The organism is Consotaella aegiceratis (assembly GCF_036541425.1).
Lineage (GTDB): Bacteria > Pseudomonadota > Alphaproteobacteria > Rhizobiales > Rhizobiaceae > Consotaella > Consotaella aegiceratis.
Map to the genome: position 1 here is coordinate 19,191 of NZ_JAZHFT010000020.1, position 25,777 is coordinate 44,967.

General features: G+C 65.2%; 25 protein-coding genes. 5 read left to right on the plus strand and 20 right to left on the minus strand.

The window, feature by feature from the left end:
- Positions 1–227: 227 nt before the first annotated feature.
- From SMD10_RS14245 to ybgC, 13 genes are all read right to left on the minus strand, one after another.
- The gene (locus SMD10_RS14245) at positions 228–2,183 is read right to left on the minus strand and encodes a methyl-accepting chemotaxis protein (RefSeq protein WP_331686372.1); all 1,956 of its coding nucleotides are present in this window, start codon (positions 2,181–2,183) and stop codon (positions 228–230) included.
- 191 nt (positions 2,184–2,374) lie between these two features.
- Entirely contained in the window at positions 2,375–2,995 is a 621-nt protein-coding gene (locus SMD10_RS14250) for an outer membrane protein (protein WP_331686373.1), read from the minus strand.
- A gap of 218 nt (positions 2,996–3,213) precedes the next feature.
- Positions 3,214–4,056 (minus strand): outer membrane protein, encoded by an 843-nt coding sequence (locus SMD10_RS14255; protein ID WP_331686374.1) that lies wholly within the window; start codon positions 4,054–4,056, stop codon positions 3,214–3,216.
- 128 nt (positions 4,057–4,184) lie between these two features.
- Positions 4,185–5,531 (minus strand): phosphoglucosamine mutase, encoded by a 1,347-nt coding sequence (gene glmM / locus SMD10_RS14260; protein WP_331686375.1) that lies wholly within the window; start codon positions 5,529–5,531, stop codon positions 4,185–4,187.
- Between the two features lie 278 nt (positions 5,532–5,809).
- The gene (ftsH, locus tag SMD10_RS14265; RefSeq protein ID WP_331686376.1) at positions 5,810–7,756 is read right to left on the minus strand and encodes an ATP-dependent zinc metalloprotease FtsH; all 1,947 of its coding nucleotides are present in this window, start codon (positions 7,754–7,756) and stop codon (positions 5,810–5,812) included.
- A 113-nt stretch (positions 7,757–7,869) separates the two neighbouring features.
- The gene (gene tilS / locus SMD10_RS14270; protein ID WP_331686377.1) at positions 7,870–9,315 is read right to left on the minus strand and encodes a tRNA lysidine(34) synthetase TilS; all 1,446 of its coding nucleotides are present in this window, start codon (positions 9,313–9,315) and stop codon (positions 7,870–7,872) included.
- Complete coding sequence (gene ybgF, locus SMD10_RS14275; RefSeq protein WP_331686378.1) at positions 9,278–10,276, minus strand: tol-pal system protein YbgF; 999 nt, start codon at positions 10,274–10,276, stop codon at positions 9,278–9,280. Before ybgF ends, tilS begins: the two co-directional genes overlap by 38 nt.
- A 233-nt stretch (positions 10,277–10,509) precedes the next feature.
- Complete coding sequence (pal, locus tag SMD10_RS14280) at positions 10,510–11,052, minus strand: peptidoglycan-associated lipoprotein Pal (protein ID WP_331686379.1); 543 nt, start codon at positions 11,050–11,052, stop codon at positions 10,510–10,512.
- A 123-nt stretch (positions 11,053–11,175) separates the two neighbouring features.
- Positions 11,176–12,486, minus strand: a complete 1,311-nt coding sequence (gene tolB / locus SMD10_RS14285; RefSeq protein ID WP_490338292.1) for a Tol-Pal system beta propeller repeat protein TolB — start codon at positions 12,484–12,486, stop codon at positions 11,176–11,178.
- A 105-nt stretch (positions 12,487–12,591) separates the two neighbouring features.
- A complete protein-coding gene (locus SMD10_RS14290) occupies positions 12,592–13,677 on the minus strand; it encodes a UCP034077 family protein (RefSeq protein ID WP_331686380.1) in 1,086 nt (361 codons plus the stop codon).
- A 14-nt stretch (positions 13,678–13,691) separates the two neighbouring features.
- Complete coding sequence (gene tolR, locus SMD10_RS14295; protein ID WP_331686381.1) at positions 13,692–14,141, minus strand: protein TolR; 450 nt, start codon at positions 14,139–14,141, stop codon at positions 13,692–13,694.
- An 84-nt stretch (positions 14,142–14,225) separates the two neighbouring features.
- Positions 14,226–14,939, minus strand: coding sequence for a protein TolQ (gene tolQ / locus SMD10_RS14300; protein ID WP_331686382.1), 714 nt, complete (start codon positions 14,937–14,939; stop codon positions 14,226–14,228).
- Between the two features lie 247 nt (positions 14,940–15,186).
- Positions 15,187–15,633, minus strand: coding sequence for a tol-pal system-associated acyl-CoA thioesterase (gene ybgC / locus SMD10_RS14305; protein ID WP_331686383.1), 447 nt, complete (start codon positions 15,631–15,633; stop codon positions 15,187–15,189).
- 95 nt (positions 15,634–15,728) lie between these two features.
- Between ybgC and SMD10_RS14310 the strand changes: the two genes are divergently transcribed.
- From SMD10_RS14310 to SMD10_RS14325, 4 genes are all read left to right on the plus strand, one after another.
- Complete coding sequence (locus SMD10_RS14310; protein WP_331686384.1) at positions 15,729–17,903, plus strand: esterase-like activity of phytase family protein; 2,175 nt, start codon at positions 15,729–15,731, stop codon at positions 17,901–17,903.
- A 164-nt stretch (positions 17,904–18,067) separates the two neighbouring features.
- Positions 18,068–18,856 carry a class I SAM-dependent methyltransferase gene (locus SMD10_RS14315; RefSeq protein WP_331686385.1) on the plus strand — a complete coding sequence of 263 codons (789 nt, stop codon included), beginning with the start codon at positions 18,068–18,070 and terminating at the stop codon, positions 18,854–18,856.
- Between the two features lie 162 nt (positions 18,857–19,018).
- The gene (locus tag SMD10_RS14320; RefSeq protein ID WP_331686386.1) at positions 19,019–19,351 is read left to right on the plus strand and encodes an SMR family transporter; all 333 of its coding nucleotides are present in this window, start codon (positions 19,019–19,021) and stop codon (positions 19,349–19,351) included.
- Between the two features lie 79 nt (positions 19,352–19,430).
- Positions 19,431–20,807 (plus strand): DUF2254 domain-containing protein, encoded by a 1,377-nt coding sequence (locus SMD10_RS14325; protein WP_331686387.1) that lies wholly within the window; start codon positions 19,431–19,433, stop codon positions 20,805–20,807.
- Here the strand turns inward: SMD10_RS14325 and SMD10_RS14330 are convergent.
- On the minus strand, positions 20,783–21,991 hold the full coding sequence (locus SMD10_RS14330; RefSeq protein ID WP_331686388.1) for an MFS transporter: 1,209 nt from the start codon (positions 21,989–21,991) through the stop codon (positions 20,783–20,785). The genes SMD10_RS14325 and SMD10_RS14330 overlap by 25 nt on opposite strands.
- Before the next feature lie 121 nt (positions 21,992–22,112).
- Here SMD10_RS14330 and SMD10_RS14335 point away from each other — a divergent pair, with 121 nt between their 5' ends.
- Complete coding sequence (locus tag SMD10_RS14335) at positions 22,113–22,688, plus strand: TetR/AcrR family transcriptional regulator (protein WP_432757246.1); 576 nt, start codon at positions 22,113–22,115, stop codon at positions 22,686–22,688.
- 27 nt (positions 22,689–22,715) lie between these two features.
- Here the strand turns inward: SMD10_RS14335 and ruvB are convergent, their stop codons facing one another.
- Genes ruvB through SMD10_RS14365 form a run of 6 tightly spaced genes read right to left on the minus strand, consistent with a single transcriptional unit; the run spans position 22,716 to position 25,772 of the window.
- A complete protein-coding gene (gene ruvB / locus SMD10_RS14340) occupies positions 22,716–23,756 on the minus strand; it encodes a Holliday junction branch migration DNA helicase RuvB (protein WP_331686390.1) in 1,041 nt (346 codons plus the stop codon).
- A complete protein-coding gene (locus SMD10_RS14345) occupies positions 23,753–24,151 on the minus strand; it encodes a type II toxin-antitoxin system VapC family toxin (protein WP_331686391.1) in 399 nt (132 codons plus the stop codon). Before SMD10_RS14345 ends, ruvB begins: the two co-directional genes overlap by 4 nt.
- 3 nt (positions 24,152–24,154) lie before the next feature.
- Positions 24,155–24,436: an AbrB/MazE/SpoVT family DNA-binding domain-containing protein gene (locus tag SMD10_RS14350; protein WP_331686392.1), complete on the minus strand. Its 282-nt coding sequence runs from the start codon at positions 24,434–24,436 to the stop codon at positions 24,155–24,157.
- A gap of 55 nt (positions 24,437–24,491) precedes the next feature.
- On the minus strand, positions 24,492–25,112 hold the full coding sequence (gene ruvA / locus SMD10_RS14355; RefSeq protein ID WP_331686393.1) for a Holliday junction branch migration protein RuvA: 621 nt from the start codon (positions 25,110–25,112) through the stop codon (positions 24,492–24,494).
- The gene (locus SMD10_RS14360; RefSeq protein ID WP_331686394.1) at positions 25,109–25,525 is read right to left on the minus strand and encodes a type II toxin-antitoxin system VapC family toxin; all 417 of its coding nucleotides are present in this window, start codon (positions 25,523–25,525) and stop codon (positions 25,109–25,111) included. Before SMD10_RS14360 ends, ruvA begins: the two co-directional genes overlap by 4 nt.
- Positions 25,503–25,772, minus strand: coding sequence for an AbrB/MazE/SpoVT family DNA-binding domain-containing protein (locus SMD10_RS14365; protein ID WP_331686395.1), 270 nt, complete (start codon positions 25,770–25,772; stop codon positions 25,503–25,505). The genes SMD10_RS14360 and SMD10_RS14365 overlap by 23 nt, the downstream gene beginning before the upstream one ends.
- Between the last annotated feature and the right edge of the window lie 5 nt (positions 25,773–25,777).

The window sequence follows — 25,777 nt, forward strand, 5'->3', positions numbered from 1 at the left end:
CGTTGGGGAGGGGTGTCCCGCTGACGTTGATACGCGACCACCGCCGAAACGGCAAGTGGCAAAGCGGTGACACTGTCGACGTTCTCGCGACGCTCCGTCCGCTCGGCAAGCGCTGGCCTTGCAGACGCTCTCCAATGCTTCGTTCGGAAACAGCAAAAGACCCCGCCACCGGCCGGCAGCGGGGTCTCCAGGATTCGTGGCCGACAGGATGGCGGCCACGGCTGGTCTCAGAACTCTTCCCAGCTGTCCTCGACGGCGGCGGGCTTGGCCGCAGCACCGCCGGTGCCGGTCGCCTTCATCTGCGGCATCGGCTTGGCGGCCGGACGAGGCGCCGGCCTGGCCGGACGGGAGGCAGGAACGGTCGACTGGCGGCGCGCGGTGCGCGCGCCCTGCGCCTGATGGCCGGCCGAGGCCGCGGTGCGGAACTGCGCGATCAGCTGCGCCAGCTGGTCGGTCTCGTTCGCCAGCGTCTGGGCCGCCGCCGTCGTTTCCTCCACCATCGCCGCGTTCTGCTGCGTCACCTTGTCCATCTGGTCGGCAGCGGTCGACACTTCCTTCAGGCTGACGGCCTGCTCGCGCGCCGTCCGCGCGATCTCGGAGACCTCCGAGGACATCGCGGCGACTTCCGCGACGATCTCCTCCAGGCTCTTGCCCGACGCCGTCACCAGCTCGACGCCCTGACCGACATGCTCGGAGGACTGCGAGATCAGCTCCTTGATCTCCTTGGCGGCTTCGGCCGAACGCTGGGCCAGGGCGCGGACTTCCTGCGCCACGACGGCGAAGCCCTTGCCCGCCTCGCCGGCGCGGGCCGCCTCGACGCCGGCGTTCAGCGCCAGGAGGTTGGTCTGGAAGGCGATCTCGTCGATGACGCCGATGATCTTGCCGATTTCCTCGGACGATTTTTCGATCGCCGCCATGGCCTCGACGGCGCGCCCGACGATGGCGCCACCCTTTTCGGCGTTCTTCTGCGCGGTCTGGGCCGAAGCCTGGGCACGGCCGGCGCTTTCGGCCGTCTCGTTCACCGCCCGCGTCACTTCCGTCAGCGCCGCGGTGGTCTCTTCCAGGCCGGCCGCCTGCTGCTCGGTGCGCTGGGCGAGGTCGTTCGTCGCGGTGTTGATCTCGTCCAGACCCGAGCGGATCGAGCCGATCGAGCCGATCACCGAGCCGAACGTCGTCTCCAGCTTCTCGGCCGTGCCGTTGAATTGGCTGCGGATCTCCTCGTATTCAGGCGCAACGGGGCGCTCCAGGCGCACGGTGAGGTCGCCGCCCGAGAGGCGATCGAAGCCACCCTTGACGTCAGCGACGAAAGCCCGAAGCTCCTCGGCCTTGGCCCGATCGGCGGCTTCCTGTTCGGCTTTCAGCCGGTCCTGGGCTCGGCGTGCCGTCTCGGCCTCGGCCTCCAGCCTGTCCTTTTCGATTGCGGCTTGCTTAAAGGTTTCCACCGCGCCGGCCATCGCCCCCATCTCGTCGCGCCGCTTGAGATAGGGAACCTCCACCGCCTTGTCGCCGCCGGCGAGCCGCCGCATGACGGATGTGAGATGGGCTAGCGGCCTGGAAATGCTCGTCGCGATCGGCCAAGCGCCGGCGCCGAGGAGCACCAGGATACCCGCGAGCCATGCCAACGACTTGTACAATTCGGTGCTGAACTGCGCCTGCAGGTCGTCGACATAGAGACCGGAGGCTATCGACCAACCCCACGGCTCGTAGCTCATCGAATAGGCCAGCTTGGGAGCCGGCACGTCGCTGCCGAGACGCGGCCAGACATAATCGGTAAAGCCACCGCCTTCCTTGGCATGGGTGATGATCTCGCGCGTGTTGTACTTGCCGTTCGCGTCGACATTGTCCCAGCCGAACTTCCCTTCCTGGTCCGGCTTCGGATGGATGATCGTATAGCCGTCGAAAGTGTGCGCGAAGACATAGTCGTCGTTGCCGTAGCGGATCGCGCGCAGCGCGTTCTTGGCGTTTTCCTGCGCCTGCTGCTTCGAGATCTCGCCCCGTTCGGCCTGTTTGGCGAATCCGTCGACGATCGCCACGGCGGCTTCGACTTGGCCCTTCAGCATCTGTTCCCGGTCGGACCAGATCTGATTGTTCAAGGACCACAGCTGGACGCCGAAGGCGACGGTGGTCAGCACGACCGCCAGGGCGATGAGCAATGCCAGCTTGCGGGGAATACTCAGGCTCATGGATGAAGTTTTCCGATGGAAGGGACGAACTGCGCCGGACCCTACGCCGAATCCGTAAATAGAACGCTTCACGGGTAAGCTGAACCATTTGTTAACAGTGCTCCGGATGCGGCTTCGATCGCCCCCCCGTCGGCAAAGACAAACGGCGGAGCCATGCCCCGCCGTTGCCGAATTGCGTCTGGGAGCGCGTCCTACCAGAGCGAATAGCGCAGATTGGCCTCGACGGAATGATGCTGGACGGCATCGCCCCAGTCGGAATCGTGCTCCTCGACGTCGAGATAGCGATAGCCGACGTCGAGCGTCAGGTTCCGGGTCATATCGTAGGCGACGCCCGCCATCAGCGCATAGGCGAAACGCCAATCGGAGTCATAGGTATCGCCATCGTCGTAGGAGACGTTCACGCCACCGGCACCCGCCCCCACATAGGGCGTGAAGCCGACGAAGGTTCCAAGGTCCACATAGGCATTGGCCATCAGGTCCCAGGTTTCCATCTCATCCACCGAGAGCCGATCGCTGTCGACGTCGAGCTTGGAATAGCGGGCGGTCAGATCGCCGCGCAGATAATCGGTGAAACGGTAGCCGACGCCGGCTCCGAAAGCCAAGCCCTCGTCCACGTCGACAGCGTCGGTCTCGTTCTCGATGTCGTAGGAGACGCCGCCGCGCAGATACCATCCGTTGCCGACCTCGACGGGAACGACCTCGGGAACGCTTTCGTAGATCGGCGTGGTCAGCATGTCGGCAGCGGTCGCGGATCCCAGCGGGACACAAAGCGCGGCCGCCGACAGCAGCCAGGGCGTGAGGGATGTCTTCATCGGCTCGTTCCTCGATGCGGTTGCGGCCGTTTCCCGGATCGGCCTTCGTCTTCGACAGTGACGCAAAATGTTTAACGCTCGATTAACCCTAACGAGCGCTTAACGACGCCCTCCCCTCCGTGCGCCCGGCCGTGCGCGCCACCCAACGAAAAAGGCCGCTGCCCTCTCCAGGCTGCGGCCCCTCATTTCCGATAGCGCCGGATCAGCCGGCGATTCGATCAGAAGAATTCGTAGCGCAGGCCGGCGCGCACCTGATGGATGTCGAAGCCGTCGTCGTGGCCCTGTACGCCGCTGGCACCCGCCGCCGCATCCTCGTCGTCATAGCCAAAGGCGTCGCCGCCATTAATGCGAGTGTAGCGGTAGCCGGCATCAAGCTTCAGCTGCTGCGTGATGTCGAACGTCGCGCCCGCCATCAGCGAGGAGGCAAAACGCCAGGAAGACTCGCCGGGCTGCGTGCTGCTATAGATGCCCGAGGCGTCGCAGGCCGCACCATTGCACGAGATCGTGCTCGTCATGTCGTCGTAGTCGACGTAGGCGGCGCCGATGCCGGCCCCGATATAGGGGGTCACCATACCGAAGTGACCGATGTCGACATAGGCGTTGGCCATCGCCAGCCAGACGTCGGCTTTCGCCTGATCGTCGTAGCCGCAATCGTTATCGACCGGGTCGAGGCCGTAGCCGATCTCGACGAGATAGCTGCACTCGCTGGAGCCTTCGACGTCCGTGCGGAAATAGTCGAGGGTCGCGTCGGTGCGCAGGTACTCGTTGAAGCGGTAGCCGAGGCCGCCGCCGAAGCTCGCCGTGTCCTGCAGTTCGATGCTGTCGTAGACCTCGTGCGAGTCGATGCCCGGATTGGGGATGTTGTAAAAATAGTAGTCGCCGCTGGTCTTCGACTTGAAGACGTAGCCGACATCGCCGCGGATGTACCAACCCGAGGTATCGGGTGCCGGCGGCACCGGCTCAACGTAGATGGGTTCTTCGATGACGTCGGCAGCCTGTGCGGCGGGAACTCCCACCATCAGACCGCACGCCAGCATGGTGATGGCGGAAAGCCGGTTCATTATCGTCCACTCCGATCGTCTCTAACAAAAGACGGCTCGTCGGGCCGCCTGAAAGAAGAGAGTAAACGGACATGGTTAACAGTAAGTTTACCGGAAAAGTTGCTTCACCATGATTGATACACCCGACGTTACGCTGCGGCCTGATCGAGGGCGCCGCATATGTCGTCGACCACGATTCGGACCAGGCCGAGATCGTCGCCTTCCGCCATCACGCGAATCAGCGGTTCGGTTCCCGAGGGGCGGATGACCAGCCGGCCGGTATTGCCGAGCTTGCGGCGGCCGTTGTCGATCGCCTCCTTCACGGTGTCACGTTCCAGCGGTTCGCCCGATGAAAAGCGCACGTTCTTCAGGATCTGCGGCACCGGCTCGAACTTGCGGCACACCTCGGAAACGCTGCGACCACTCTTCTTGACCACCGCGAGGATCTGCAGCGCCGCCACGAGGCCGTCGCCGGTGGTGCCGAAATCCGACAGGACGATGTGGCCGGACTGCTCGCCGCCGACATTGTAGCCGTGCTCGCGCATGTGCTCGACGACATAGCGGTCGCCGACCTTGGTGCGCGCAAGCTGCAGCTTCCGATCTTGCAGAAAGCGTTCGAGGCCCAGATTGGACATGATCGTCGCGACGATGCCGCCGGCCGCGAGCCGCCCGTCTTCGGCCCAGGTCTCGGCGATCACCGCCATCAGCTGATCGCCGTCGACGATCTGGCCCTTTTCGTCGACGATGATGACACGGTCGGCGTCGCCGTCGAGAGCGATGCCGATATCGGCGCGGACCTCGTGCACCTTGGCCTGGAGCGCCGAGGGGTGGGTCGAACCACAGTCGAGATTGATGTTGGTGCCGTTCGGCGTGGTGCCGATGGCGACGACGTCGGCACCCAGTTCCCAAAGCGCCTGGGGCGCCACCTTGTAGGCGGCGCCGTTGGCGCAATCGATCGCCACCCGGAGCCCGTGCAGGGTCACATCGCGCGGCAGCGTGCGTTTGACGAACTCGACATAGCGATAGATGTCGCCCTCGACGCGCTTGGCGCGCCCGATATCGGAGGCTGCCGGCAGCTTGCCGTAAAGATCCTGGTCGAGCAGGGCCTCCATCGTCAGCTCGATTTCGTCGGACAGCTTGTAGCCGTCCGGCCCGAACAGCTTGATGCCGTTGTCATGGAAGGGATTGTGCGAGGCCGAGATCATCACGCCGATGTCGGCGCGCAGCGACCGGGTGAGCATCGCGACGGCGGGCGTCGGGATCGGACCCAGCAGCATGACGTCAAGCCCCGCCGCGGTGAAGCCGGCGACGAGCGCATTTTCCAGCATGTATCCAGACAGCCGCGTGTCCTTGCCGATCACCACGCGATGGCGATGGCTGCCGCGACGGAAACTGATGCCGGCGGCCATGCCGACCTTCATGGCCACGTCGGCCGTCATCGGATGCTTGTTGGCACGACCGCGAATGCCGTCCGTCCCGAAGTATTTTCTGCTCATCCCAAAGACCCGTCATGATTGTCGCGGCCCTGCCGCGAACCGGGGTGCCGCCGCTCGCCCTGCCGGCTTTGAAGCCGATCTCGAACAACGCTTTAGAAAATGCCCTTAACGCCCATTGTCAGCCGAACAAAATAACAAAGGGTGTCGCTCTGAAGGAAATCGCGCACCACCGGAAGCCGTATTGCCCTTCAGCCGGACGGACGATTCCGGGTGCTTGATATGGAAGGAGCGGCCTTGCGGGCCGCTCCGTTTCAGACATCGGACTGACGATCGTCCGGTCAAGCCGTCGGCTGCGGCTCCAGACCCCCGCCTTCCGGCTCGCCGTCACCGCGAGGGCCAGAGGGCTTGGCCGGTCCGGCCTTCGGCACCGCCGAGCCGCGGGACGGCGGAGTGTCGTTGCCCATGTCCCGGGTCAGCGGCCGACCGGCCAGCAGATCGCGCACCTCGTCGCCCGACAGCGTCTCGTATTCGAGCAAGCCCTTGGCAAGGATGTGCAGTTCGTCGAGATGCTCCCGGAGAATCCGGCGCGCCTTGTTTTCGGCCTCTTCGACGATGCCGCGGACCTCGGAATCGATCAGCCGCGCCGTGTCTTCGGACATATGCTGCTGGCGCGACACCGAATGGCCGAGGAAGACCTCATCCTGGTTTTCCTTGTAGCGCAGTCGGCCGAGCTTATCGCTCATGCCGTATTCCATGACCATGGCACGCGCCATGTTGGTGGCCTGCTGGATATCGTTGGACGCACCGGTGGTGACGTTCTCCAGCCCGAAGATGATCTCCTCGGCGGCGCGCCCACCGAAGATCATGGCGAGACGGGCTTCCATCTCGTTCTTGCGCATGCCGTAACGGTCGCGCTCGGGCAGGTTCATGGTCACGCCCAACGCGCGGCCACGCGGAATGATCGTCACCTTGTGGAGCGGATCGTTGAACGGCTCATGGATACCAACGAGGGCATGACCGGCCTCGTGATAGGCCGTCAGCCTCTTCTCCTCTTCGGTCATGGCCATCGAGCGGCGCTCGGCGCCCATCATGACCTTGTCCTTGGCGTCCTCGAATTCGAGCATGGTCACCAGTCGCTTCGACCGGCGCGCCGCCATGAGAGCCGCCTCGTTGACGAGGTTGGCCAAATCGGCGCCGGAGAAGCCCGGCGTTCCACGGGCAATGGTTCGCAGATCGACATTCGGCGCCAAAGGCACGTTGCGCACGTGGACCTTCAGGATCTTCTCGCGGCCGGTCACGTCCGGATTGGGCACCACCACCTGACGGTCGAAGCGGCCGGGACGCAGCAGCGCGGGGTCGAGCACGTCCGGCCGGTTGGTGGCGGCGATCAGGATGATGCCCTCGTTCGCCTCGAAACCGTCCATCTCGACCAGGAGCTGGTTCAGTGTCTGCTCGCGCTCGTCATTGCCACCGCCGAGACCGGCGCCGCGATGACGGCCGACCGCGTCGATCTCGTCGATAAAGATGATGCAGGGGCTGTTCTTCTTCGCCTGCTCGAACATGTCGCGCACACGGCTCGCACCGACGCCGACGAACATCTCGACGAAGTCCGAGCCCGAGATGGTGAAGAAGGGAACGTTCGCCTCGCCCGCCACCGAGCGCGCCAGCAGCGTCTTGCCGGTTCCCGGAGGGCCGACCAGCAGCACGCCGCGCGGGATCTTGCCGCCCAGGCGCTGGAACTTCTGCGGCTCGCGCAGGAACTCGACGATCTCCTCCAGGTCCTGCTTGGCCTCGTCGACGCCCGCCACGTCCTGGAAGGTCACGCGGCCATGCGTCTCGGTCAGAAGTTTCGCCTTCGACTTGCCGAAGCCCATCGCCTTGCCGCCGGCGCCGCCCTGCATCTGGCGCATCAGGAAGATCCAGACGCCGAGGATGAGCAGAATCGGCCCGAAGGACAGCAGCATCGACCAGATCGGATTGGTGTTGTCGCTGGGCGGGCTGGCGTTGATCTGGACGTTCTTCGATTCCAGGCGGCTGACGAGATCGGCATCGCCAGGCGAATAGGTCTGGAACGGACTCGCGCCGTCCGTGTAGGTGCCGGAGATGCGCTGTCCTTGAATCGTCACTTTCTGGACCCGGCCGGCATCGACCTCGGAGAGAAACTGCGAATAGGGAACTTCGCGCGCGCCTGCGGTCGGAGAGCTGCTGGAAAACAGCTGGAAAACCGCGATCAGCAACAGCGCGATGATCGCCCACAGGGCGAAGTTGCGGAAATTCTGATTCATTTCAGGTCCCGGGTTTCGCGCCGATATTGCTTCAGCGCGCTAGGGCAAAGATAGGTCCTGCTATCATGGTTGCCAACCGGATGGGACGCTTTTGCGGCATTTTGGTTTCAGCCTTATGGCGCACCGGGTTTCGGATGATGTCGGGACCGTGGCCAGGCGATGTCGAGGTCCCGGGTCAGACGCCACGAAACACGCTCGGCGAGCGCCAGTCGGCGCGTCCCCGGCGGCAGCTTGGCCAGGAGCGTGGGATGGGCGGCCAGCGGCTCACCCCGTTTGTCCATCAGCACCGGCAAGGTGCGCTCGACCGGGTTGCCTTTGCCCAGCCGGCCAAAGGCAACGACTGCGCCTGCGCCACTGGCCGCGTCGGCGAGGTCGAGATCGAACCGGTTGTCGAAGACGAAGCGACAAGCCGATGATTTCCCGGCCATATCTTCGAGGGCTAATTCATCCGGCCCCCGGCGGCCGAACTCGCGCATAAACACGAGCGCTTCGCCGGCCGCGATCGTCGCCCCGGCGAGCGTCCAGCGACCTGCCCCGCCGACCGTCTGGAGTCGATGGCCCAGGCGTTCCGTGGCCGCTCTCGGCGGCGGATAGGCGCCGCCGCCAACGGCCAGGAGGATCCGCTCCAGCAACGCGGCTGCCAGTTCGGCCGAAAGGTCTGCGAATGCCCCTCGCCCAAGCGTCAGCACACCCTCCGGCGAGACCGCCAGTGCGCCGGTCTCGCGCCACCGCAGGAGCGATTCACGAAGATGTGCTTCCAAGGCGTTCTGTCGCCGCCGGTTTTCCTCGATCACGTCGAGCATGGACTGGCGCTGAGAGGTCGCCTCGATCGACCGGCGGATGCGGGCGCGCAGGAATCGCATGTCGCGATTGCTCGGGTCGCGGACGAAGTCTAGCCCGCGACGACGGAGCGTCGCCTCCAATGCCACCCTGGGAACCTGCAGGAAAGGCCGGAGCAGCGATAGGCCGGGGTCGAGGTCGCGGATCGGCCGCATGGCGGCGAGCCCGCGCGGCCCGGCCCTGCGGGTGCGGGCGATGAGATGGGTCTCGATCTGATCGTCCTGGTGATGCGCGGTCACGATCGCGACGGCGCCGCGTTCGCGGGCAGCCTCGGCCAGCAGCCGATAGCGCGCCTCCCGCGCTTCGGCCTGCAGATTGCCGGAGACGGGGCCGCCCCGCTCCCATCGACGTGTTTCGTGCGACAGTCCGAGGCTTGCCGCCATAGCTGCGACGAAACGGGCTTCCTCGGACGACTCGGCGCGCAGGCCATGGTCGATCGTCACCACGTGGAAGCGCGTCTCCAGCCGCGCGGCCGAGGCCGCGGCCAAGACCATCATGGCGAGAGAATCGGGACCGCCCGACACGGCCAGCACGATCTCCGGCCTGCTCGCCTCCCTGAAGCTCCTGCGCGCGCGCAGGAGCTTCAGGGAGGCGTCAAAAAACAAAAAGGCCTCTTCGGCCTCCAACGCGGCATCTTCGACCGCAACACTGCTTGCCTGGGTGCTGGGCACGATCGGCCGGTCAGCCCCGGTCGGCGCAACTGGCGGCCTTCTGTTCATCCTTGAGCTTCTGGCGGACATTGTCGCTGACGTTGGGGTAGCGCCGCGACACCTCCGAATAGGTGACGCAGGCAGTATCGGGATTGTCCAGGCGGGCGAGCGACATGCCGAGCTTCAACAGCATTTCCGGCGCCTTGCGGCTGTCGGGATGGGCCTTCTGGGCATTCAGGAAGACCTCGGCAGCGTCGGTGTATTCGCCCTGCGCGAACAGGCTTTCGCCCAGCCAGTATTGAGCGTCCGAGGCGTCCTTGGCGTCGGGATAGGTCTGGGCATACTGGCGGAAGGCTTCCTCGGCCAGCTTATAGTCTCCCGACAGAAGATAATTATAGGCGAGATCGTAGAGGTCGCCGGCATCCTTCGGGTCGATCGAGGCCACGGTGTCGGAGGCCCCGCCGTTCTGGTTGCCCAGGTTTTCCAGGCTCGAATCGTCGAGCCCGCTGCCGAGGACCGTGCGCACCGGGCCCGAAGGGGTGGTGGGTTCGCTCGCCTGCGGCTCCGGAGCCGTTTCGGCCACTGCGGGGCCGTCGCTGTCCATCGGCTGCGAGGACGGTTCGAGCGAGCCGGTCTGCCCGGAACCGGAGGGCTGCTGTTGCCCCGTCTGGCCGCCGCCCTCGAGCTCCTGGAAGCGGAACTCGTTGTCTTCCTGCTGCTTGCGCATCTGCTCCTGCATCTGCAGGAGCTGGAAGGACAATTCCTCCACCTTGCCGTTGAGCTTGCGCACCTCTTCCTCGAGCTGGTTGATGCGCACGACCGGATCGCTCATCTGGCTGAGGAGGATCGGACGCTCGGGCTGCTTTGCCCGCTGCTGCGGCAGAGGCTGCGATGGCGACGGCGAGGCGGCGGGAGCGGTCGCCGAGTCCTCGCCGGAACCGAACGACAGGTTCAACGCGCTGGCCGGGCCGCCGATCAAAAGCAGCAGCGCCGCGACGGGCAACGTCTTGTGAAGAAGTCGATAGACCATGTATCGGCGCGCTCCCTGTTCGATGTCTGCGGCCGCAATCGTGCACCGCGTCGGACGGTGCCATGCCCCCTGGGCAGGCCACCGGCGGAACCGCTTAGCATGGAACGACCGAGTTCGGCTAAAGTTTGGCCGACATAGGATCTAGCGCATCGCCGCCATGCCGGACAACGAAAAAAAGGCGGCCCGAAGACCGCCTTTCGACAGAGAGGGGAACGGCGCGACAGCGCGACGGATCAGGAGTTTCCGCCGCTCAGCACCGTCACCGCACGACGATTCTGCGACCAGCACGAGATGTCGTCGCAAACCGCCACCGGACGTTCCTTGCCGTAGGAGATGGTGCGCATCCGGTTGGCCGCCACGCCACGGCTGGCGAGATATTCCACCGTGGCAGCGGCGCGGCGCGCACCGAGCGCCAGGTTGTACTCGCGGGTGCCGCGCTCGTCGGCATGCCCCTCGATGGTGATGGCATATTGCGGGAACTGGTTGAGCCACTGGGCCTGACGATCCAGCGTCTGCTGCGATTTGGCGTTGATCACCGAGGAATCGGTGTCGAAGAAGACCCGATCGCCGACATTGACGGTGAAATCCTGCTGGGTGCCGGGCGTCACGGCGCCGTAGCCCGCACCGTTGGCACCGCCTGCGCCGCCGAGGCCGAGCTGCGAGGCATTGTCGGGCAGCGCCTGGTTCTTGGAGGCGCATCCGGACACAACCATCGCGGCGGCGAGCGCAAGAGGAATTGCAATGTGGCTCCGGGCTACGGAAGTGATCCGGCGCATGGCCAGCTCCTTTGAATGGAATGAAAATCCGCTACCAAGCGTTTACTCTCGTTCCGGTTAACGGGATATGAAGTTTTCCCCGGCCGAGATCCGAATCGCCGCAGAGTATCGCGCCTCGGGCGACTATTCCAACAGCGGCGACCAGGCCGGGTCGGAAGCGAAGTTCGGCGTCGCGACGGGCTGCTCGTGATATCCGGTCAGGTCGATCGAAAAGAGCTGCGGGCCTGCGGCCCCCTGCCCCTGTCGAAAGAACATGAGCACGCGTCCGTTCGGGGCCCAGGTCGGGCCTTCGTTGAAGAAGCCCGACGTCAGGATGCGTTCGCCAGAGCCATCCGGCCGCATCACGCCGATCTGGAACTGGCTTCCGCTCTGCTTGGTGAAGGCAATGAGGTCGCCACGCGGCGACCATACCGGCGTCGAATACGCGCCGTCGCCGAAGGAGATGCGCTGCTGGTTCGAGCCGTCGGCGTTCATCACGTAAAGCTGCTGACGGCCACCGCGATCGGATTCGAACACCACTCGCTGGCCGTCCGGCGAATAGCTGGGCGACGTGTCGATGGCCGCCGTGTTGGTGAGCCGCGTCGTGGCCCGCGAGCGCAGGTCCATGGCATAGATGTTGGCGTTGCCCGCCTGCTGCAGGCTCATGATCACCTTCTGGCCATCCGGCGAAAAGCGCGGCGAGAACGTCATCCCTGGAAAATTGCCGACGATTTCGCGCTGGCCGGTGTCGAGCTGGAGCAGATAGACCCGCGGTTCACCGGCGCCGAACGACATATACGTCACTTCCTGGCGCGTCGGCGAGAAGCGCGGCGTCAGCACGAGGTCGTCGCCATTGGTCAGGTAGTGCACGTTGGCGCCGTCCTGATCCATGATCGCGAGACGCTTGATCCGCTGCTCCTTGGGTCCCGTCTCGTCGACGAAGACGACGCGGGTGTCGAAATAGCCCTTTTCGCCGGTCAGCCGCTCGTAGATCGCGTCGGCGATGATGTGAGCGACGCGGCGCCAGTTTTCCGGGCTGGTGTAGAACTGCTGGCCGGTGAGTTGCTGACTGCCGAAGGTGTCCCACAGCCGAAACTCGACCCTGAGCCGCCCGTCCGCCTCCGGGGAGACGCGACCGACCGCCAGCGCCTGCGCGTCGATCACCGTCCAGTCGGCAAAGCGCGGCGCGGCGTCGGGGCTCGGATTGCGCTCGATGAAGGCGGCGGGATCGATCGCCTTGAACAAGCCCGAGCGGGACAGATCGGCCGCGATCACCGACGAGATCTGCTGGCCGACCCCGTCATTCGACAGGAAGCTGGCGACGGCGATCGGCAGCGGTTCGACGTTGCCTCGCGTAATGTCGACCGTGAGCTCGGCGCGAGCTGGCAATGCGGCACTCAGGACACCAACCGCAAAAAACATCGCGGAGAAAAGACGGTGGGCGGTTCTCTTCATGAACGGGACCTTCCCATTGATCTGACGGCAAACGCACGGCGGCCGGACCCGGCCTGCAGACGTTTTAGGACGCTGACTGTATGGATCACGAACAAAACAACCCCATCAGAACATTTCGCTGGGATCGAAATTGAGGGTGATCTCTGACCAAGCCTGATACTGGTCTGTGGGGAGATTGTATGGCGAACACCGGCGGACGGCCCGCAACGCCGCTTCTGCGGCGGCCCGTTCGGCACCGGCGCCGCCACCGCCGCTGACGATCGACGGCACGCCTTCCAGGGCGCCCGACGGATCGAGCCGCATGTGGATCGAAACCTGCAGGGAGTTGCCGGCGGTCGCACCGACCGGAGGCGACCAGCAGTTGTACATCTGCTCCCTGATCATCCCCTGCAACTCGCCGAGCTGGCTGCGCGACAGGACCGAGCCGGTGGTCTGGCGGCTGCCGAGCGACGCCTGATCTGTGGAGCGCTTGGCGCCGCCGCCCGAGGCCTTTTCCTGGCTGAGCAGGGCCGCGATCTGGTCCTCGTCGAACTGCGAGGACTCGCTGTCCTGCTTGGCAGGCTGCGGCTTGGGGGTCTCCTGTTTCGACGGTTCCGGCTTGGCAGGCTGCGGTTTGGGCTGTTCGGCCTCGGCGACGCGCGGCTGCGGCGCGGCAGGCTTGACCTGCGGCACGGGAACGCGGGTCGGCACCGGCGGAGCCTCCTCTGCCGGCTTGGCATCGGCGATCATCTCCTGAACCGGATCGGGCTGCGGCTCGGGGGCGGCGGCGGGCTCAGGCTCGGGCGTGGGCGCGGGTTCGGGGGCCGGCTCCGGTTCGGTTTCCGCGACGGTCTCCTCGGGTTCCCGCGGCGGCTCGGGCGCGGGCGGCTCCTTGGCCGCCTTCTGCGGCTCGACCTCGTTCGGCTTCACCTCAGGCTCGGGCGGCGTGTCGAGATCGACCTCGTTGTCGCCGACATTTTCGGCCGGCATCGGCAGCGTCTCGGGGCGCGTCGTCGGCGTCGGCGCTGGTTTGTCGGTGATCGGTGCCTCCTTCTCCCCCTTCACACCCTCGAAGACGTCCGACATGACGATCTCGACCGGCAAGGCCTCGGCGTAGCTTGCCTCGAGCGGATCGGGCGAGCCGAAGTGCCATAGGCCCCACGAGAGAGCCGCGGCATGCAGGACGGAGGAGACGACGAGACCGGTTCGCATGATGGAGCCGTCGATCAGCTCGTCTTTTCGGAGGCGGTGACGAGGCCGATATTGGAGAAGCCGGCCGCCGAAATCCGCGCCATCACCTGCATGACGGTGCCGTAGTCGGCGGACTTGTCGCCGCGCACGAAGATCCGTTCGTTATAGCCGTTCTTGGCGATCGCCTGCAGTTTCGGCACGACCTCGTCAATCGCGATCTCCGTCTCGCCCATATAGACCATACCGTCCGGCTTCACCGAGATTTCGATCGGCTGCGACTCGGCATTCAGCGCCTTGGCCTGGGTTTCCGGCAGCTCGATCGGCACGCCGACGGTCAGAAGCGGCGCCGCCACCATAAAGATGATCAGAAGGCACAGCATGACGTCGACCATCGGCGTCACGTTGATCTCGCTCATCGGCGCCCGCTTGCGGTGTCTGCGCCGGCGACCCCCGCCGGATGCGGCTCCGCCTGTGGACATGCCCATGGTTTTCGGCTCCTTGGCCTGGAGGCAAGCGCCTCTCGAAACTCGTTGGCGCGACGTCGGACGTCGCGCCTCACCACCGCGTTGTCAGCGCACCGACTTCTCGTCGATCTGGCGCGACAGAATCGCGGAAAACTCGTCAGCGAAGGCTTCCAACCGGCCGCCCAGCTTGCTCGCGTCGGCCGTCAGCTTGTTGTAGGCGATGACCGCCGGGATCGCCGCGACGAGGCCGATCGCGGTCGCCAGCAGCGCCTCGGCGATGCCGGGCGCGACGACGGCCAGATTGGTCTGCTTGGAGGCGGCGATCGCCTGGAACGAGGTCATGATGCCGATCACGGTGCCGAACAGCCCGATGAACGGCGCGGCCGAGCCGATCGTAGCGAGGAAGCCGAGGCGCGACTCGAGACTGTCCATCTCGCGTGCCAGCGTCACGTCCATCGCCTTCTCGATGCGGCTTTGGAGACCAAGCGGCGAGCGGGCGCCCTTCTCGAACGACTTCTTCCACTCCCGCATAGCGGCGACGAACAGCGCACCCATGCCGGACGGATGGCGCTCCGACAGCGTATGGTAGAGTTCCTCCAGCGACTGGCCGGACCAGAACGTGTTCTCGAACTTGTTCAACTGGCGCCGGAAGCGGCCGTAGAGCAGCGTCTTGTCGACGATGATCGCCCAGGTCCAGATCGAGGCGCCGAGCAGCCCGAGCATCACCAGCTTGACGACGAAGCTCGCCTGCCAGAAGAGGTCCCACAGCGATATCGAGCCGACCGGTGCGGCCAAAGCTGACTGCGCGACTTCGTTCATTGCCTTAATGCCCCTCGCACGTCGACGGCCGTGCCTGTCCGGCCGGTCCCGAATGCCCCGTGATTCCTGTTTGCTGCCCGCGACGAAGCCGGATCGCCGTCCCGCCAGACCGCCCTTCGCCGCCGACTCGCTGCTTTCTCACCATTGAATCAGGTGAAAGAATGGCGTGCGAATCACCGCGAATTTTCACCGCTTCATTCAAGCAACATTAAGGTTAAGAGAGGGTTACCGCCGTCGACAGGGGCGTTCACTCCGGCTCGACCGCCGTCAGAGCGGCGGCGACGGCGGCCGGCAAACGGCGCGCGCGTCCGTCGGAGGTCACCACCACCACCGTCACGGTCGCCGCGAGCAGCGGCTTCTCCTGGCGAAAGATGCGCTGATCGAGCACGACGCGGGCGCCGGAAACGTGCTCGACCCTCGTGGTGACGGTCAGCACGTCGTCGATTCGGGCCGAGCGAAGGTAATCGATCTCTAGCCGGCGCACGGCGAAGGCCATCGGCTCGCCATAGCCGCCCTCGCCCATCCGGCTGCTCGTGATCCCTTTCAGGCGCAGCATCTCGGTGCGGCCGCGCTCCAGGAAGTGCAGATAGCGGGCATAATAGACGATGCCGGACAGATCAGTGTCCTCGAAATACACCCGAACTGGGAAAACATGTCCGCCATCAACGAGATGGCCGGAAAACGCATCGCTCATCGAAAACCCTGACGTGACTGGGAGCCCCGGACTGTCACGGGGCTGTAACAGACGGATGATTGGAGACACCATCCCAGATACGATGGAGTCGCTCGATGGCATCTGCAAGAACCTTGTCGGCAATCACCTTGTTGCTCGCGTCGACGACGCTGGCCGCCCAGGCCGAGCCGGTGTTCAACCGCGTCGCCTCGTTTCCGGTGGCGGAGAACATCCCCGCCGACATGGACAACAAGTCCCCCTCTTCGGCCGAGATCGTCGCGGCATCGGCCGACGGCAATACCCTGATCTACTCCGACAGCCCGCTCGGCGGCGTCGGCTTCATCGACATCACCGACCCGGCGGCGCCGAAGCCGGCCGGCTACGTCAAGGTTGACGGCGAGCCGACCTCGGTTGCGGTCGCCGGCGGCAAGGTGCTCCTTAGCGTCAACACGTCGCAGAGCTACACCGACCCGTCCGGCAACCTGGCGGTGATCGATCTTGCTTCGAAAACCGTCGACGAGAGCTGCGATCTGGGCGGCCAGCCGGACTCGGTCGCCGTTTCGCCGGACGGCGCCTTCGTCGCGATCGCCATCGAGAACGAGCGCGACGAGGACCTGAACGACGGCGAGATGCCGCAGATGCCGGCCGGCACGCTGCAGGTGATCTCTCTCACCGACGGAATGCCCGATTGCGGCACGATGAAAACGGTCGACATGACCGGCCTCGCCGAGATCGCACCGGAGGATCCGGAACCCGAGTTCGTCGACTTCAACGATCAGAACGAGATCGTCGTCTCGCTCCAGGAGAACAACCACTTCGCCATCGTCGATGCGGCGAGCGGCAAAGTGACGGCGAATTTTTCGGCCGGCACGGTCGATCTCGACGGCATCGACGCCAAGGACGACGGCAAGCTGGAATTCACCGACAGCCAGGATGGCCGTCGCCGCGAGCCGGACAGCGTCAAGTGGATCGACGACGACCATTTCGCCTCGGCCAACGAAGGCGACTATAAGGGCGGCTCGCGCTCCTTCACCATCTTCAACAAAGACGGAACGGTCGCCTTCGAGTCGGGCCCGGCCTTCGAATACGAGCTGATCCGCGCCGGCCACTATCCGGACAAGCGCTCCGACGCCAAGGGCGTCGAACCCGAGGGCCTGGCGGTCGGCACCTTCGGCGACACCACCTATCTTTTCGTCATGTCGGAGCGCGGCTCGGCCGTCGGCGTCTACACCATGAACGGCGAAACGCCGGAGTTCTCGCAGCTGCTGCCGTCCGGCATCGGACCGGAAAGCGGCGTGACGATCCCGGGCCGCAACCTTTTCGCCACCGCCAACGAGGAGGATCTGGTCGAGGACGGCGCGGCGCGCTCGCACGTCATGATCTACGAGCTCTCCGAGAGCGAAGCGGCCTATCCGCAGATCGTCTCCGACGATCAGGACGGGAAGCCGCTCGGCTGGGGCGCCTTGTCCGGGCTCGCCGCCGATCCGGACCAGGCCGGCATGCTCTATGCCGTCAGCGACTCCTTCTACAGCGCCCAGCCGACGATCTTCGCGATCGACGCCACGCAGAAACCGGCCCACATCACCAGGGCGATCCGGGTGACCGAGGGCGGCGAGCCGGCCGAGAAGCTCGACCTCGAAGGTGTGACCACGGACGGCGAAGGCGGCTTCTGGCTGGCCTCGGAAGGCAACCCGGAAAAGGATATTCCGCACCAGATCCTGCACGTCGACGGCGACGGCGCGGTAACGGAGGCCGTGCCGATGCCCGCAGAGCTGACCGAACAGTCGACCCGCTTCGGCGCCGAAGGCGTCACCAGGGCGGGCGACCTGCTCTGGGTCGCCATCCAGCGCGAGTGGAAGGACGATCCGAAGGGCTCGGTGAAGCTTCTCGCCTATGACACCAAGGCCGAAAACTGGGCGGGCGCCGTGCGCTATCCGCTCGATGTGGCCGAGACCGGCTGGGTCGGCCTGTCGGAGATCACGGCCAACGGCGACTGGGTCTATATCGTCGAGCGCGACAACCAGATCGGCGCGGCGGCCAAGGAAAAGAAGCTCTATCGCGTCGCGCTGTCCAGCCTCACCCCGGCGCCGCTCGACGGCGAATTGCCGACCGTCGAGAAGGAAGAAGTGCACGACTTCGTTCCCGACCTGAAGGCGACCGGCGGCTATGTCGTCGACAAGGTCGAGGGCTTTACCATCGATGCCGACGGCACCGGCTGGGTCGTCACCGACAATGACGGCGTCGACGACTCCTCCGGCGAGACGATGTTCTTTTCCATCGGCAAGATGTGAGCGCCAATCAACTCGTATGAACTGGAAAGGGCACGGGCTTCGGCTCGCGCCTTTTCTGCGTTCGAAGGCGGACCGGAATCGGATCGGGCGAGGCATACCGGCCCTTGAGCCGCCGCCCGGCTTGGCCTAATCCAGCCTTCCTCGACTGGGAGGGAGCGGCCGCCATGGACAACGATGAAGTCGCGCGTCATTGGGAAGGCAATGCCGAGACCTGGACACGTCATTCCAGGGCTGGCTACGACGTCTATCGCGATAGCTTGAACACGCCGGCCTTTCTCGCCATGCTCCCGCCGATCGACGGCCTGAGCGGCATCGATATCGGCTGCGGCGAAGGTGCGAATACGCGACAACTGGCGCGTCTCGGCGCCAGGATGCAGGCCGTCGACATCGCGCCGACGTTCATTCGTCATGCCCAGGAGCAGGAAGCGGCGGAACCGCTGGGCATCGACTATCGGGTTGGTGACGGCATGGCCCTCCCCTTTCCGGCTGCGACGTTCGACTTCGCGACCGCCTTCATGTCGCTGATGGACATGCCCGATCAGGCCCGCGTATTGGAGGAGGCGGCGCGGGTACTCAAGCCCGGCGGCTTTCTGCAGTTCTCGATTCTGCATCCCTGTTTCGCGCCACCCCATCGCAAGGTACTGCGCGAGGCCGACGGACGCGTCAGAGCCATCGAGGTCGGTCGCTATTTCGACGCCGTCGACGGCGAGATCGAGCGCTGGTGGTTTTCCACCGCTCCCGAAAGCGAACGCCAAAGCATCGCGCCGTTTCAGGTTCCGCGCTTCCATCGCACCTTGAGCCAATGGGTCGACTTCATCTGTCGGGCCGGTTTCGTGATCGAACAATTTATCGAGCCATCGGCCACGACCGACCAAGCCGAACGGCAACCGCGGATCGCAGACACGCGGATGGCGCCTCTCTTTCTGCTTGTCCGAGCGCGAAAGCCCGCCTGAGCCTTTGTCGTCCGCGCTCTTTCAAAGCGCCTCGCTGTACATCGATATCGACCTCGGAGAACGACCCGTTCTTTGCACGCGGCGCCATCATCTGGCAGGAAAAGCGTGGGAGGCGATCGGAACACAGGCGCTTGGCGCCTCTTGTCTGGAGATCGCGAACCCATGCGCAATCATCTTCTGCTGCTCGCCGCGATCATCGCCGAGGTCATTGCCACCACTGCGCTGGCCCGCTCGCATAGCTTTTCGCGGTTGGTACCGAGCCTGTTGGCCGTGCTCGGCTACGCGGTGGCGTTCTGGCTGCTGTCCTTCCCGCTGCGCACCATGCCGACCGGCATCGTCTACGCCATCTGGTCCGGGCTCGGCATTGTCCTGATCGCACTGGTGGGCTGGCTTTGGTCAGGCCAATCCCTCGATTTTCCGGCCATTCTCGGTCTCGCCCTGATCCTTGCGGGCGTTGCCGTCATCAACCTGTTTTCCACCACAGTCGGCCATTGAGGCGGCCCGGTCCTTGTGCGGCGGTGTCTCGCCGCTAGATGGCGGGGTCATCGAGATTCCCCCCGCGTTCGAGGCCCCGGTGCGTGCATATCTTCTCCAAACCTACGAGCGCGTCCGGGCAAGCTACTGGTTCCTCCCCTCGCTGATGGCGCTCGGCGCCATCGTGCTCGCCTTCCTGCTGATCGAACTCGACCTCCGGCTTCCTGCCGACATCTACGGCGACAGTCCGTTCCTGTTCGCCACCCAGCCGGACGGCGCGCGGGCCGTGCTCGGCGCGATCGGCGGCTCGATGATCGGCGTCGCCGGTACGGTGTTCTCGGTGACCATGGCCGCCGTGGTCTTCGCCTCCGGCAGCTACGGCCCGCGACTGCTGACCAACTTCATGAACGACCGGGGCAACCAGGTCACGCTCGGCGTCTTCGTCGCCACCTTCGTCTATTCGATGCTGGTGCTGCGCAGCGTGCGAGACGCCGGGTCGAACGTCCAGTTCTTCGTGCCGAACACGGCGATCTTCGGCGCCATCGTTCTGGCGCTCGGTTCCATCGCCATTCTGATCTACTTCATCCACCACGTTCCCTCGAACATTCACATCTCCAACGTCATCGCCAACATCGCCAAGACCCTGCTCGGCGAAATCGACAACCGGTTTCCCGCCAAGGTCGGCCTGGCGCCCGACGAGGACATCCGTCAACACGTGGTCTGGCAGGTTCCAGCCTGCTTCCGGGCCGGCCATCCGCGAGCCGAGGGTCCGCTGCCATACGCCGAAGTGACGGCCGAGCGCAGCGGCTATATCCAGATCATGCACTATGGTTCGCTGATGCGGGCGGCCCGCGATCACGATCTGATCGTGCGGCTGGTCTGCCGCCCCGGCGGCTTCGCGCACACCGGACAGGCGCTGTTCGAGGCCTGGCCGGCCGAGCGCTTGACGGACGACGCGCGCGACGCGCTGCTCACCACGCTGGTGCTCGGCAGCCAGCGCACGCCGGCCCAGGATCTTCTCTTCCTCTTCGACGAACTGGTGGAGATCGCCGCGCGGGCCCTGTCGCCGGGGGTCAACGATCCGCTGACGGCGGTCACCTGCATCGACTGGCTCGCGGCGGCCTTTGCCGAGATGGCCCGGCGCCCGGGTCTCGACCCGCTGCGCGTCGACGGCGACGGCAAACTGCGCGTCATCGCCGAACCGATCGGCTTTGCCGGCTATCTCGAATACGGCTTCGGCCGGCTTCGCCAGTATGCCGCGAAGGATCGCATTGCGGGCACGCATATCATCGCGGCCTTGGCCAGCGTGGTGTCCGTCTGCCGGACGGAAGATCAGGTTGAGGCGCTGCGGCTGGAAAAGGCCGCTCTCATGACGCTTGCCGGCGAGGAACTCTCAGGCCCCTCGATCGAGGCGGTGGAAGCCGCCGGTCGCCGCTTCGACGACGAAGCCGGTCATTGGCGCGCCAGCACCGGCTGAGGCGCGAGCCGGCGCGCCGCCAGCGCGCCGATGACGAGCAGACCGAAAATCACGACTCCATAAATGTCCGCCGTCGCCGGCAAGCCCACGAAGCCGGCGAGTGTGCCTGCCGCGACCGCCGGCAGGCTCATGGCGAGATAGCTTTCCACGTAATAGGCCGCGAGCAGTTCGGCACGCTCGGACGGCGCAGCCAGCGGCATGATGGAGCGGACGCAACCGAGGAAGTTGCATCCGAGCCCGATTCCGGTCGCCGCGGTCCCGCCGAACAGCACGGCGAGATTGCCGAGATTGATCCCGAGAACCAGCAGCACCAGGCCGAGCATCATCGTCGCTCCGCCCAGGCGCAGGACCGCGTGCGGTTCGAAGCGCCGCAGCATGAACACGGCCAGGGTTCCGCTCAGCATCAGACCGGCGACGACCATGCCGCCCACCATGGCTCCGTCCGCCTCGAGCGAGGCTTTAATGATCGACGGCATCAGCGACATGAAGAAGCCGCCGGTCATCCAGGTCGCGACGTTGAGCGGCGTCAGTGCCAGCAGCGCATAGCGAGCCGAGGCCGGAACCCGGATGCGCGGGATCAAGGCCATCAACGCGCCGGACCGACGATGCGCGGCCTCCGGAACGAGCCAGATCAGAACGGCTTCGATGAGACACAGGCAAAGCAGGACGACATAGACGAGCCGCATGGGTTCCGGCGCGTAGTCGACCAGGGCTGCGGCTCCGGCCACGCCGATGGCCATACCGCCCAATGGAGCAAGGCTGTTGATCAACGGTCCGGCATGCCGATCGACGTCGACGAGGGCCGCGCCGAGAGCGCTGGTCGCCAGACCGGTCGCCACCCCTTGGACGGCGCGGGCCGCGAACAGCATCGCAAAGCCGCGCGCATCGATGAACGCCACCATGGCCACGGACTGGATGAGGAGCGCAGCGAAAATCACCGGTCTGCGGCCGACATGATCGGACAGGGAGCCGGCGATCAGCAGGGCAGCCAGAAGGGTCATGGCATAGACCGCGAACACGAGCGTGATGGCCAAGGACGACAGCTGCCAGTCGGCACGATAGATCGGATAGAGCGGCGTCGGTACCGTGGCTCCCCCGAAAAACGTCATCAGGATGGGCGTCTTCACCACAAGGGGCCACACCTTGCGCGCGGGGATCGCGGAGGACGACAGAGCGTTGGACATAAGGACCGGACTTCCGTAAAAGCAAATAATTCGCTTTATGCGTAACCGATCATGCGCCTCTATTAAAGCAAAATTTTTGCTTTAGCGAAAGTCGCGCGGCGCGATCGCAGGGAGAGTTGACGTGACACCACCAGCCGCCAGCCGACCAGGAGGCCGAAGCCGCAGGGTTCAATGCGCCGTCCATGACGCGGTAAAGTCCTTGCTGGAGACCGTCGGCCGAGACGATCTGTCCATTCCGGCGATTGCCGAACGCGCCAGCGTCACGCCGTCGACGATCTATCGGCGCTGGGGCAGCTTGCCGGAGCTCCTGGCCGACGTGGCCGTCGCCCGATTCCGGCAAGAGGAACCGCCAGCCGACCGCGGATCCCTGCGCGCGGACCTGGAAGCATGGGCCGTACAATACGCCGAGGAGATGGCCTCGGGGCCCGGCCGGGCCATGATCCACGACGTGCTCGGCAGCAAGGACGGCACCAGCGCCATCCGATGCTGCGGCATCACGCTGGACCAACTCGGAGCGATGGTCGAGCGGGCCGAGGCTCGCGGCGAACAATCGCCGCCGCCGCAGGCGCTGCTCGACCGGATCGTCGCTCCGATCGTCTACCGGATTCTATTCGACACCGCGCCCGAGCAGGAGACCTGCCTGGCCCTGGTCAATGACGCCCTGCGGCCGCGAACGGCATCGAAGATCGAGCCATAAGGCGGTCGGCGGAGCGCTGGCGCTGGCCTATTCGTCGCCCTCGAACAGGCTGGCTTGACTGCCGGAATAGGCCGGCGGCACCGCCAGACCGAGATGGCGGAAGGCGTGAGCGGTGAGCAATCGGCCGCGCGGCGTGCGCTGCAGAAAGCCCTGCTGTAGAAGGTAGGGCTCGACGATGTCCTCGATGGCGTCGCGCGGCTCCGACAGGGCGGCGGCGATGGTCTCGATGCCGACAGGGCCGCCGCCGAAGTTCAGCGCGATGAGGTCGAGATAGCGCCGGTCGAGCTGATCGAGTCCCAAACTGTCGACTTCGAGCCGCGACAGCGCCTCGTCGGCGATGCGACGATCGACGGCCTCGGCGCCGGCCACGTCGGCGAAGTCGCGCACCCGGCGCAGGAGCCGACCGGCCACGCGCGGCGTGCCCCGTGCCCGGCGGGCGATTTCCCGGGCGCCATCGGATTTCAATGGCAGGTTCATGATGCGCGCGCCGCGCACCACGATCTGCTCCAGCTCCTCGACCGTATAGAAGTTGAGCCGCACCGGAATGCCGAAGCGGTCGCGCAAGGGCGTGGTCAGCAGCCCGAGGCGCGTGGTGGCAGCGACCAGCGTGAACTTGGAGAGATCGATCTTGACCGAACGGGCCGCCGGTCCCTCGCCGATGATCAGGTCGAGCTGAAAGTCCTCCATCGCCGGATAGAGGATTTCCTCGACCGCAGGACTCAGCCGGTGGATCTCGTCGATGAACAGCACGTCGCGCTCTTCCAGATTGGTGAGCAGCGCCGCCAGATCGCCGGCTTTGGCGATCACCGGGCCTGAGGTGGAGCGGAAGTTGACGCCCAGCTCCTTGGCCATGATCTGGGCCAGCGTCGTCTTGCCCAGCCCCGGCGGCCCGACGAACAGCACATGGTCCAGCGCCTCGCCGCGACCCTTGGCGGCCTCGATGAAGACCTTGAGATTAGCCCGCGCGCTCGCCTGACCCACGAACTCGTCCAGCCGCTGCGGCCGCAAGGTCGCGTCGATGTCCTCGCCGCGCTTTTCCGCCGAGACAAGACGGGAGGTTTCGCTCATGCGAGAAGCTCCATGGTGGGCAGACGCGACGCTGCTCGCTTATCGAAAGTCATCGTCGCCACACACCCGGCGCGCCACGCAAGGCCGGCGATGACCGCATCGGCGAAATCGGCGTTTTGCGTGGTCGAGCGGTACAAGGCCTCAACGAGGCTATCGAGGTTGGCGAATTCGATCGTCGCGGCCGCGAACAGCTGTGAGAACAGCGATGCAATGACGCTGCTGGGAACCCGATAGCGCGTCACCAGCACCCAATAGAATTCCATCGCGACCGGCAAGGTAATGTAGCCAGGATCACCGAGGGTCAGGGCGGCAAGAAAAGCGTGCGCCTTGGGCGACTGGACGGGATCATCGTCAAGAACTGCTCTCAGAAGGATATTGGTATCGATACCCACCATGAGTCAGGCCGAACGCCGTCGTCCGCGCTCCGCATCGGTGCCTTCGACATGGTCGGCGATTCCCTCTCCGATGGCAGCATCGTAGTCCGACAGGGTCGTTCCTTTGACGCCATAGGACGACAACGCTCCGAACAACGGCTCGACGGCGCCATTGCGGGGTTGAATCACGGCTGCGCCGTCGACGAGGACGAACGCCAGTCGATCGCCTTCCTGAAGGTTCAACGCGTCACGGATCGGCTTGGGAACCGTTACCTGTCCCTTTGAACTTATCGTCGTCTGAAACATGGCCGCCTCCTTACATTTTGGCCAAAAGTAAGCATACGATCACGCCCTTGACGTTTCAACGGCTCAGCTCCTTCAGCCCCAGCCGAATGAGCTTTGCGGCGTCCGCCCCCTCGCCGCCGTTCTTTACTGCCGCGGCGACGGCGCCCGCCGCCTGCTCGCGCGAATAGCCGAGATTGGCGAGCGCCGAGACCGCATCCGCGACTGGAGCCGGCGCAGCACCGTCGCCGAGATCGCGCTTCAGGCTCATCGCCGGTCCCTCGATGCCACCCGACAAGGCCGGAGCCTTATCCTTCAGCTCGGAGACGATGCGGGCCGCGACCTTCGGCCCAACGCCCGGCGCGCGCGCCACCATCGCCTTGTCCTGGAGCGCCACCGCGTTGGCCAGATCGCCGGCCGACAACGTGCCGAGGACGGCGAGCGCCACCTTGGCGCCGACGCCCTGCACGTTTTGCAACAGCCGGAACCAGCCCCGCTCGACGGCGGAGGCGAAACCGTAAAGCCGGATCATGTCCTCGCGCACATAGGTCTCGATGAACAGCGTCACCGCCTCGCCCTCGCTCGGCAGGGTCGCGAGCGTTCGTGCGCCGCAGAAGGCGACGTAGCCGACGCCGTGGACGTCGACCACCACATGGTCCTCGCCGATCTCGTCGACGGTCCCTTTCAACTTGCCGATCATGGATGCGTGTCCGGAGAAATGATGTCCAATTCGGGGAAGTAGGAACGGTAACGCGAAGCGTCGCGCGTCAGCAAGCAATGGCCGCGGATCAGGGCGTGGGCGCCGATCAGGAAATCGGGAAGCGTGCGCTCTCTCCGCCCGCCGCGTTCGCGGTATCGCCGGTGCGCCAAGCCAGCCGGAAAGGCCGCCTCGAACGGCAACGCCTCCCGCCGTGGCCTCAGCCACGAAACCTTCTGGAGCAAAAGCTCTTCCGCAAGGCCAGGGACGGCGATCTCAGCCCAGACGACGGCGCTGATAACGATGTCGCCACGGCCGAAGGCTTCGACAAGCGCTTCCACCGAACCTTGGGCCAGGGGCCCCGTTCCCAGAAGATCGATCAGAATATTGGAATCAACCAACGTCGAAGTCGTCACGCGGCCCCCGCAAACGCTCGATATAGGCGCGTCCATCCATTCCCTCGGTATCGATGGTGCCGCGCATATTGGCCAGGTGCCGTTCGATCTCCTCAGCTCCCAGCCTCCGGCCATCGCCGCCGTTGAGCTTGACGACCTGAACACCTTCGCGAGTCATGATGAAATCCACCTCGCTGCCGGGACCGATGCCAAGGTGATCCCGAACTGCCTTGGGAATCGTGACCTGCCCCTTTTCCGTAATACGCATCGGTA

Bases quoted from the DNA above. Each gene is read 5' to 3' on its own strand.
- pal (WP_331686379.1), bottom strand. From the start codon at position 11,052: ATGCGCCGGATCACTTCCGTAGCCCGGAGCCACATTGCAATTCCTCTT.
- tolB (WP_490338292.1), bottom strand. From the start codon at position 12,486: ATGAAGAGAACCGCCCACCGTCTTTTCTCCGCGATGTTTTTTGCGGTT.
- tolQ (WP_331686382.1), bottom strand. From the start codon at position 14,939: ATGAACGAAGTCGCGCAGTCAGCTTTGGCCGCACCGGTCGGCTCGATA.
- SMD10_RS14255 (WP_331686374.1), bottom strand. From the start codon at position 4,056: ATGAACCGGCTTTCCGCCATCACCATGCTGGCGTGCGGTCTGATGGTG.
- SMD10_RS14290 (WP_331686380.1), bottom strand. From the start codon at position 13,677: ATGCGAACCGGTCTCGTCGTCTCCTCCGTCCTGCATGCCGCGGCTCTC.
- SMD10_RS14365 (WP_331686395.1), bottom strand. From the start codon at position 25,772: ATGCGTATTACGGAAAAGGGGCAGGTCACGATTCCCAAGGCAGTTCGG.
- ruvB (WP_331686390.1), bottom strand. From the start codon at position 23,756: ATGAGCGAAACCTCCCGTCTTGTCTCGGCGGAAAAGCGCGGCGAGGAC.
- ruvA (WP_331686393.1), bottom strand. From the start codon at position 25,112: ATGATCGGCAAGTTGAAAGGGACCGTCGACGAGATCGGCGAGGACCAT.
- SMD10_RS14330 (WP_331686388.1), bottom strand. From the start codon at position 21,991: ATGTCCAACGCTCTGTCGTCCTCCGCGATCCCCGCGCGCAAGGTGTGG.
- ftsH (WP_331686376.1), bottom strand. From the start codon at position 7,756: ATGAATCAGAATTTCCGCAACTTCGCCCTGTGGGCGATCATCGCGCTG.
- SMD10_RS14350 (WP_331686392.1), bottom strand. From the start codon at position 24,436: ATGTTTCAGACGACGATAAGTTCAAAGGGACAGGTAACGGTTCCCAAG.
- SMD10_RS14320 (WP_331686386.1), top strand. From the start codon at position 19,019: ATGCGCAATCATCTTCTGCTGCTCGCCGCGATCATCGCCGAGGTCATT.
- SMD10_RS14310 (WP_331686384.1), top strand. From the start codon at position 15,729: ATGGCATCTGCAAGAACCTTGTCGGCAATCACCTTGTTGCTCGCGTCG.
- SMD10_RS14250 (WP_331686373.1), bottom strand. From the start codon at position 2,995: ATGAAGACATCCCTCACGCCCTGGCTGCTGTCGGCGGCCGCGCTTTGT.
- tolR (WP_331686381.1), bottom strand. From the start codon at position 14,141: ATGGGCATGTCCACAGGCGGAGCCGCATCCGGCGGGGGTCGCCGGCGC.
- SMD10_RS14345 (WP_331686391.1), bottom strand. From the start codon at position 24,151: ATGGTGGGTATCGATACCAATATCCTTCTGAGAGCAGTTCTTGACGAT.
- ybgC (WP_331686383.1), bottom strand. From the start codon at position 15,633: ATGAGCGATGCGTTTTCCGGCCATCTCGTTGATGGCGGACATGTTTTC.
- SMD10_RS14245 (WP_331686372.1), bottom strand. From the start codon at position 2,183: ATGAGCCTGAGTATTCCCCGCAAGCTGGCATTGCTCATCGCCCTGGCG.
- SMD10_RS14315 (WP_331686385.1), top strand. From the start codon at position 18,068: ATGGACAACGATGAAGTCGCGCGTCATTGGGAAGGCAATGCCGAGACC.
- glmM (WP_331686375.1), bottom strand. From the start codon at position 5,531: ATGAGCAGAAAATACTTCGGGACGGACGGCATTCGCGGTCGTGCCAAC.
- tilS (WP_331686377.1), bottom strand. From the start codon at position 9,315: ATGAACAGAAGGCCGCCAGTTGCGCCGACCGGGGCTGACCGGCCGATC.
- ybgF (WP_331686378.1), bottom strand. From the start codon at position 10,276: ATGGTCTATCGACTTCTTCACAAGACGTTGCCCGTCGCGGCGCTGCTG.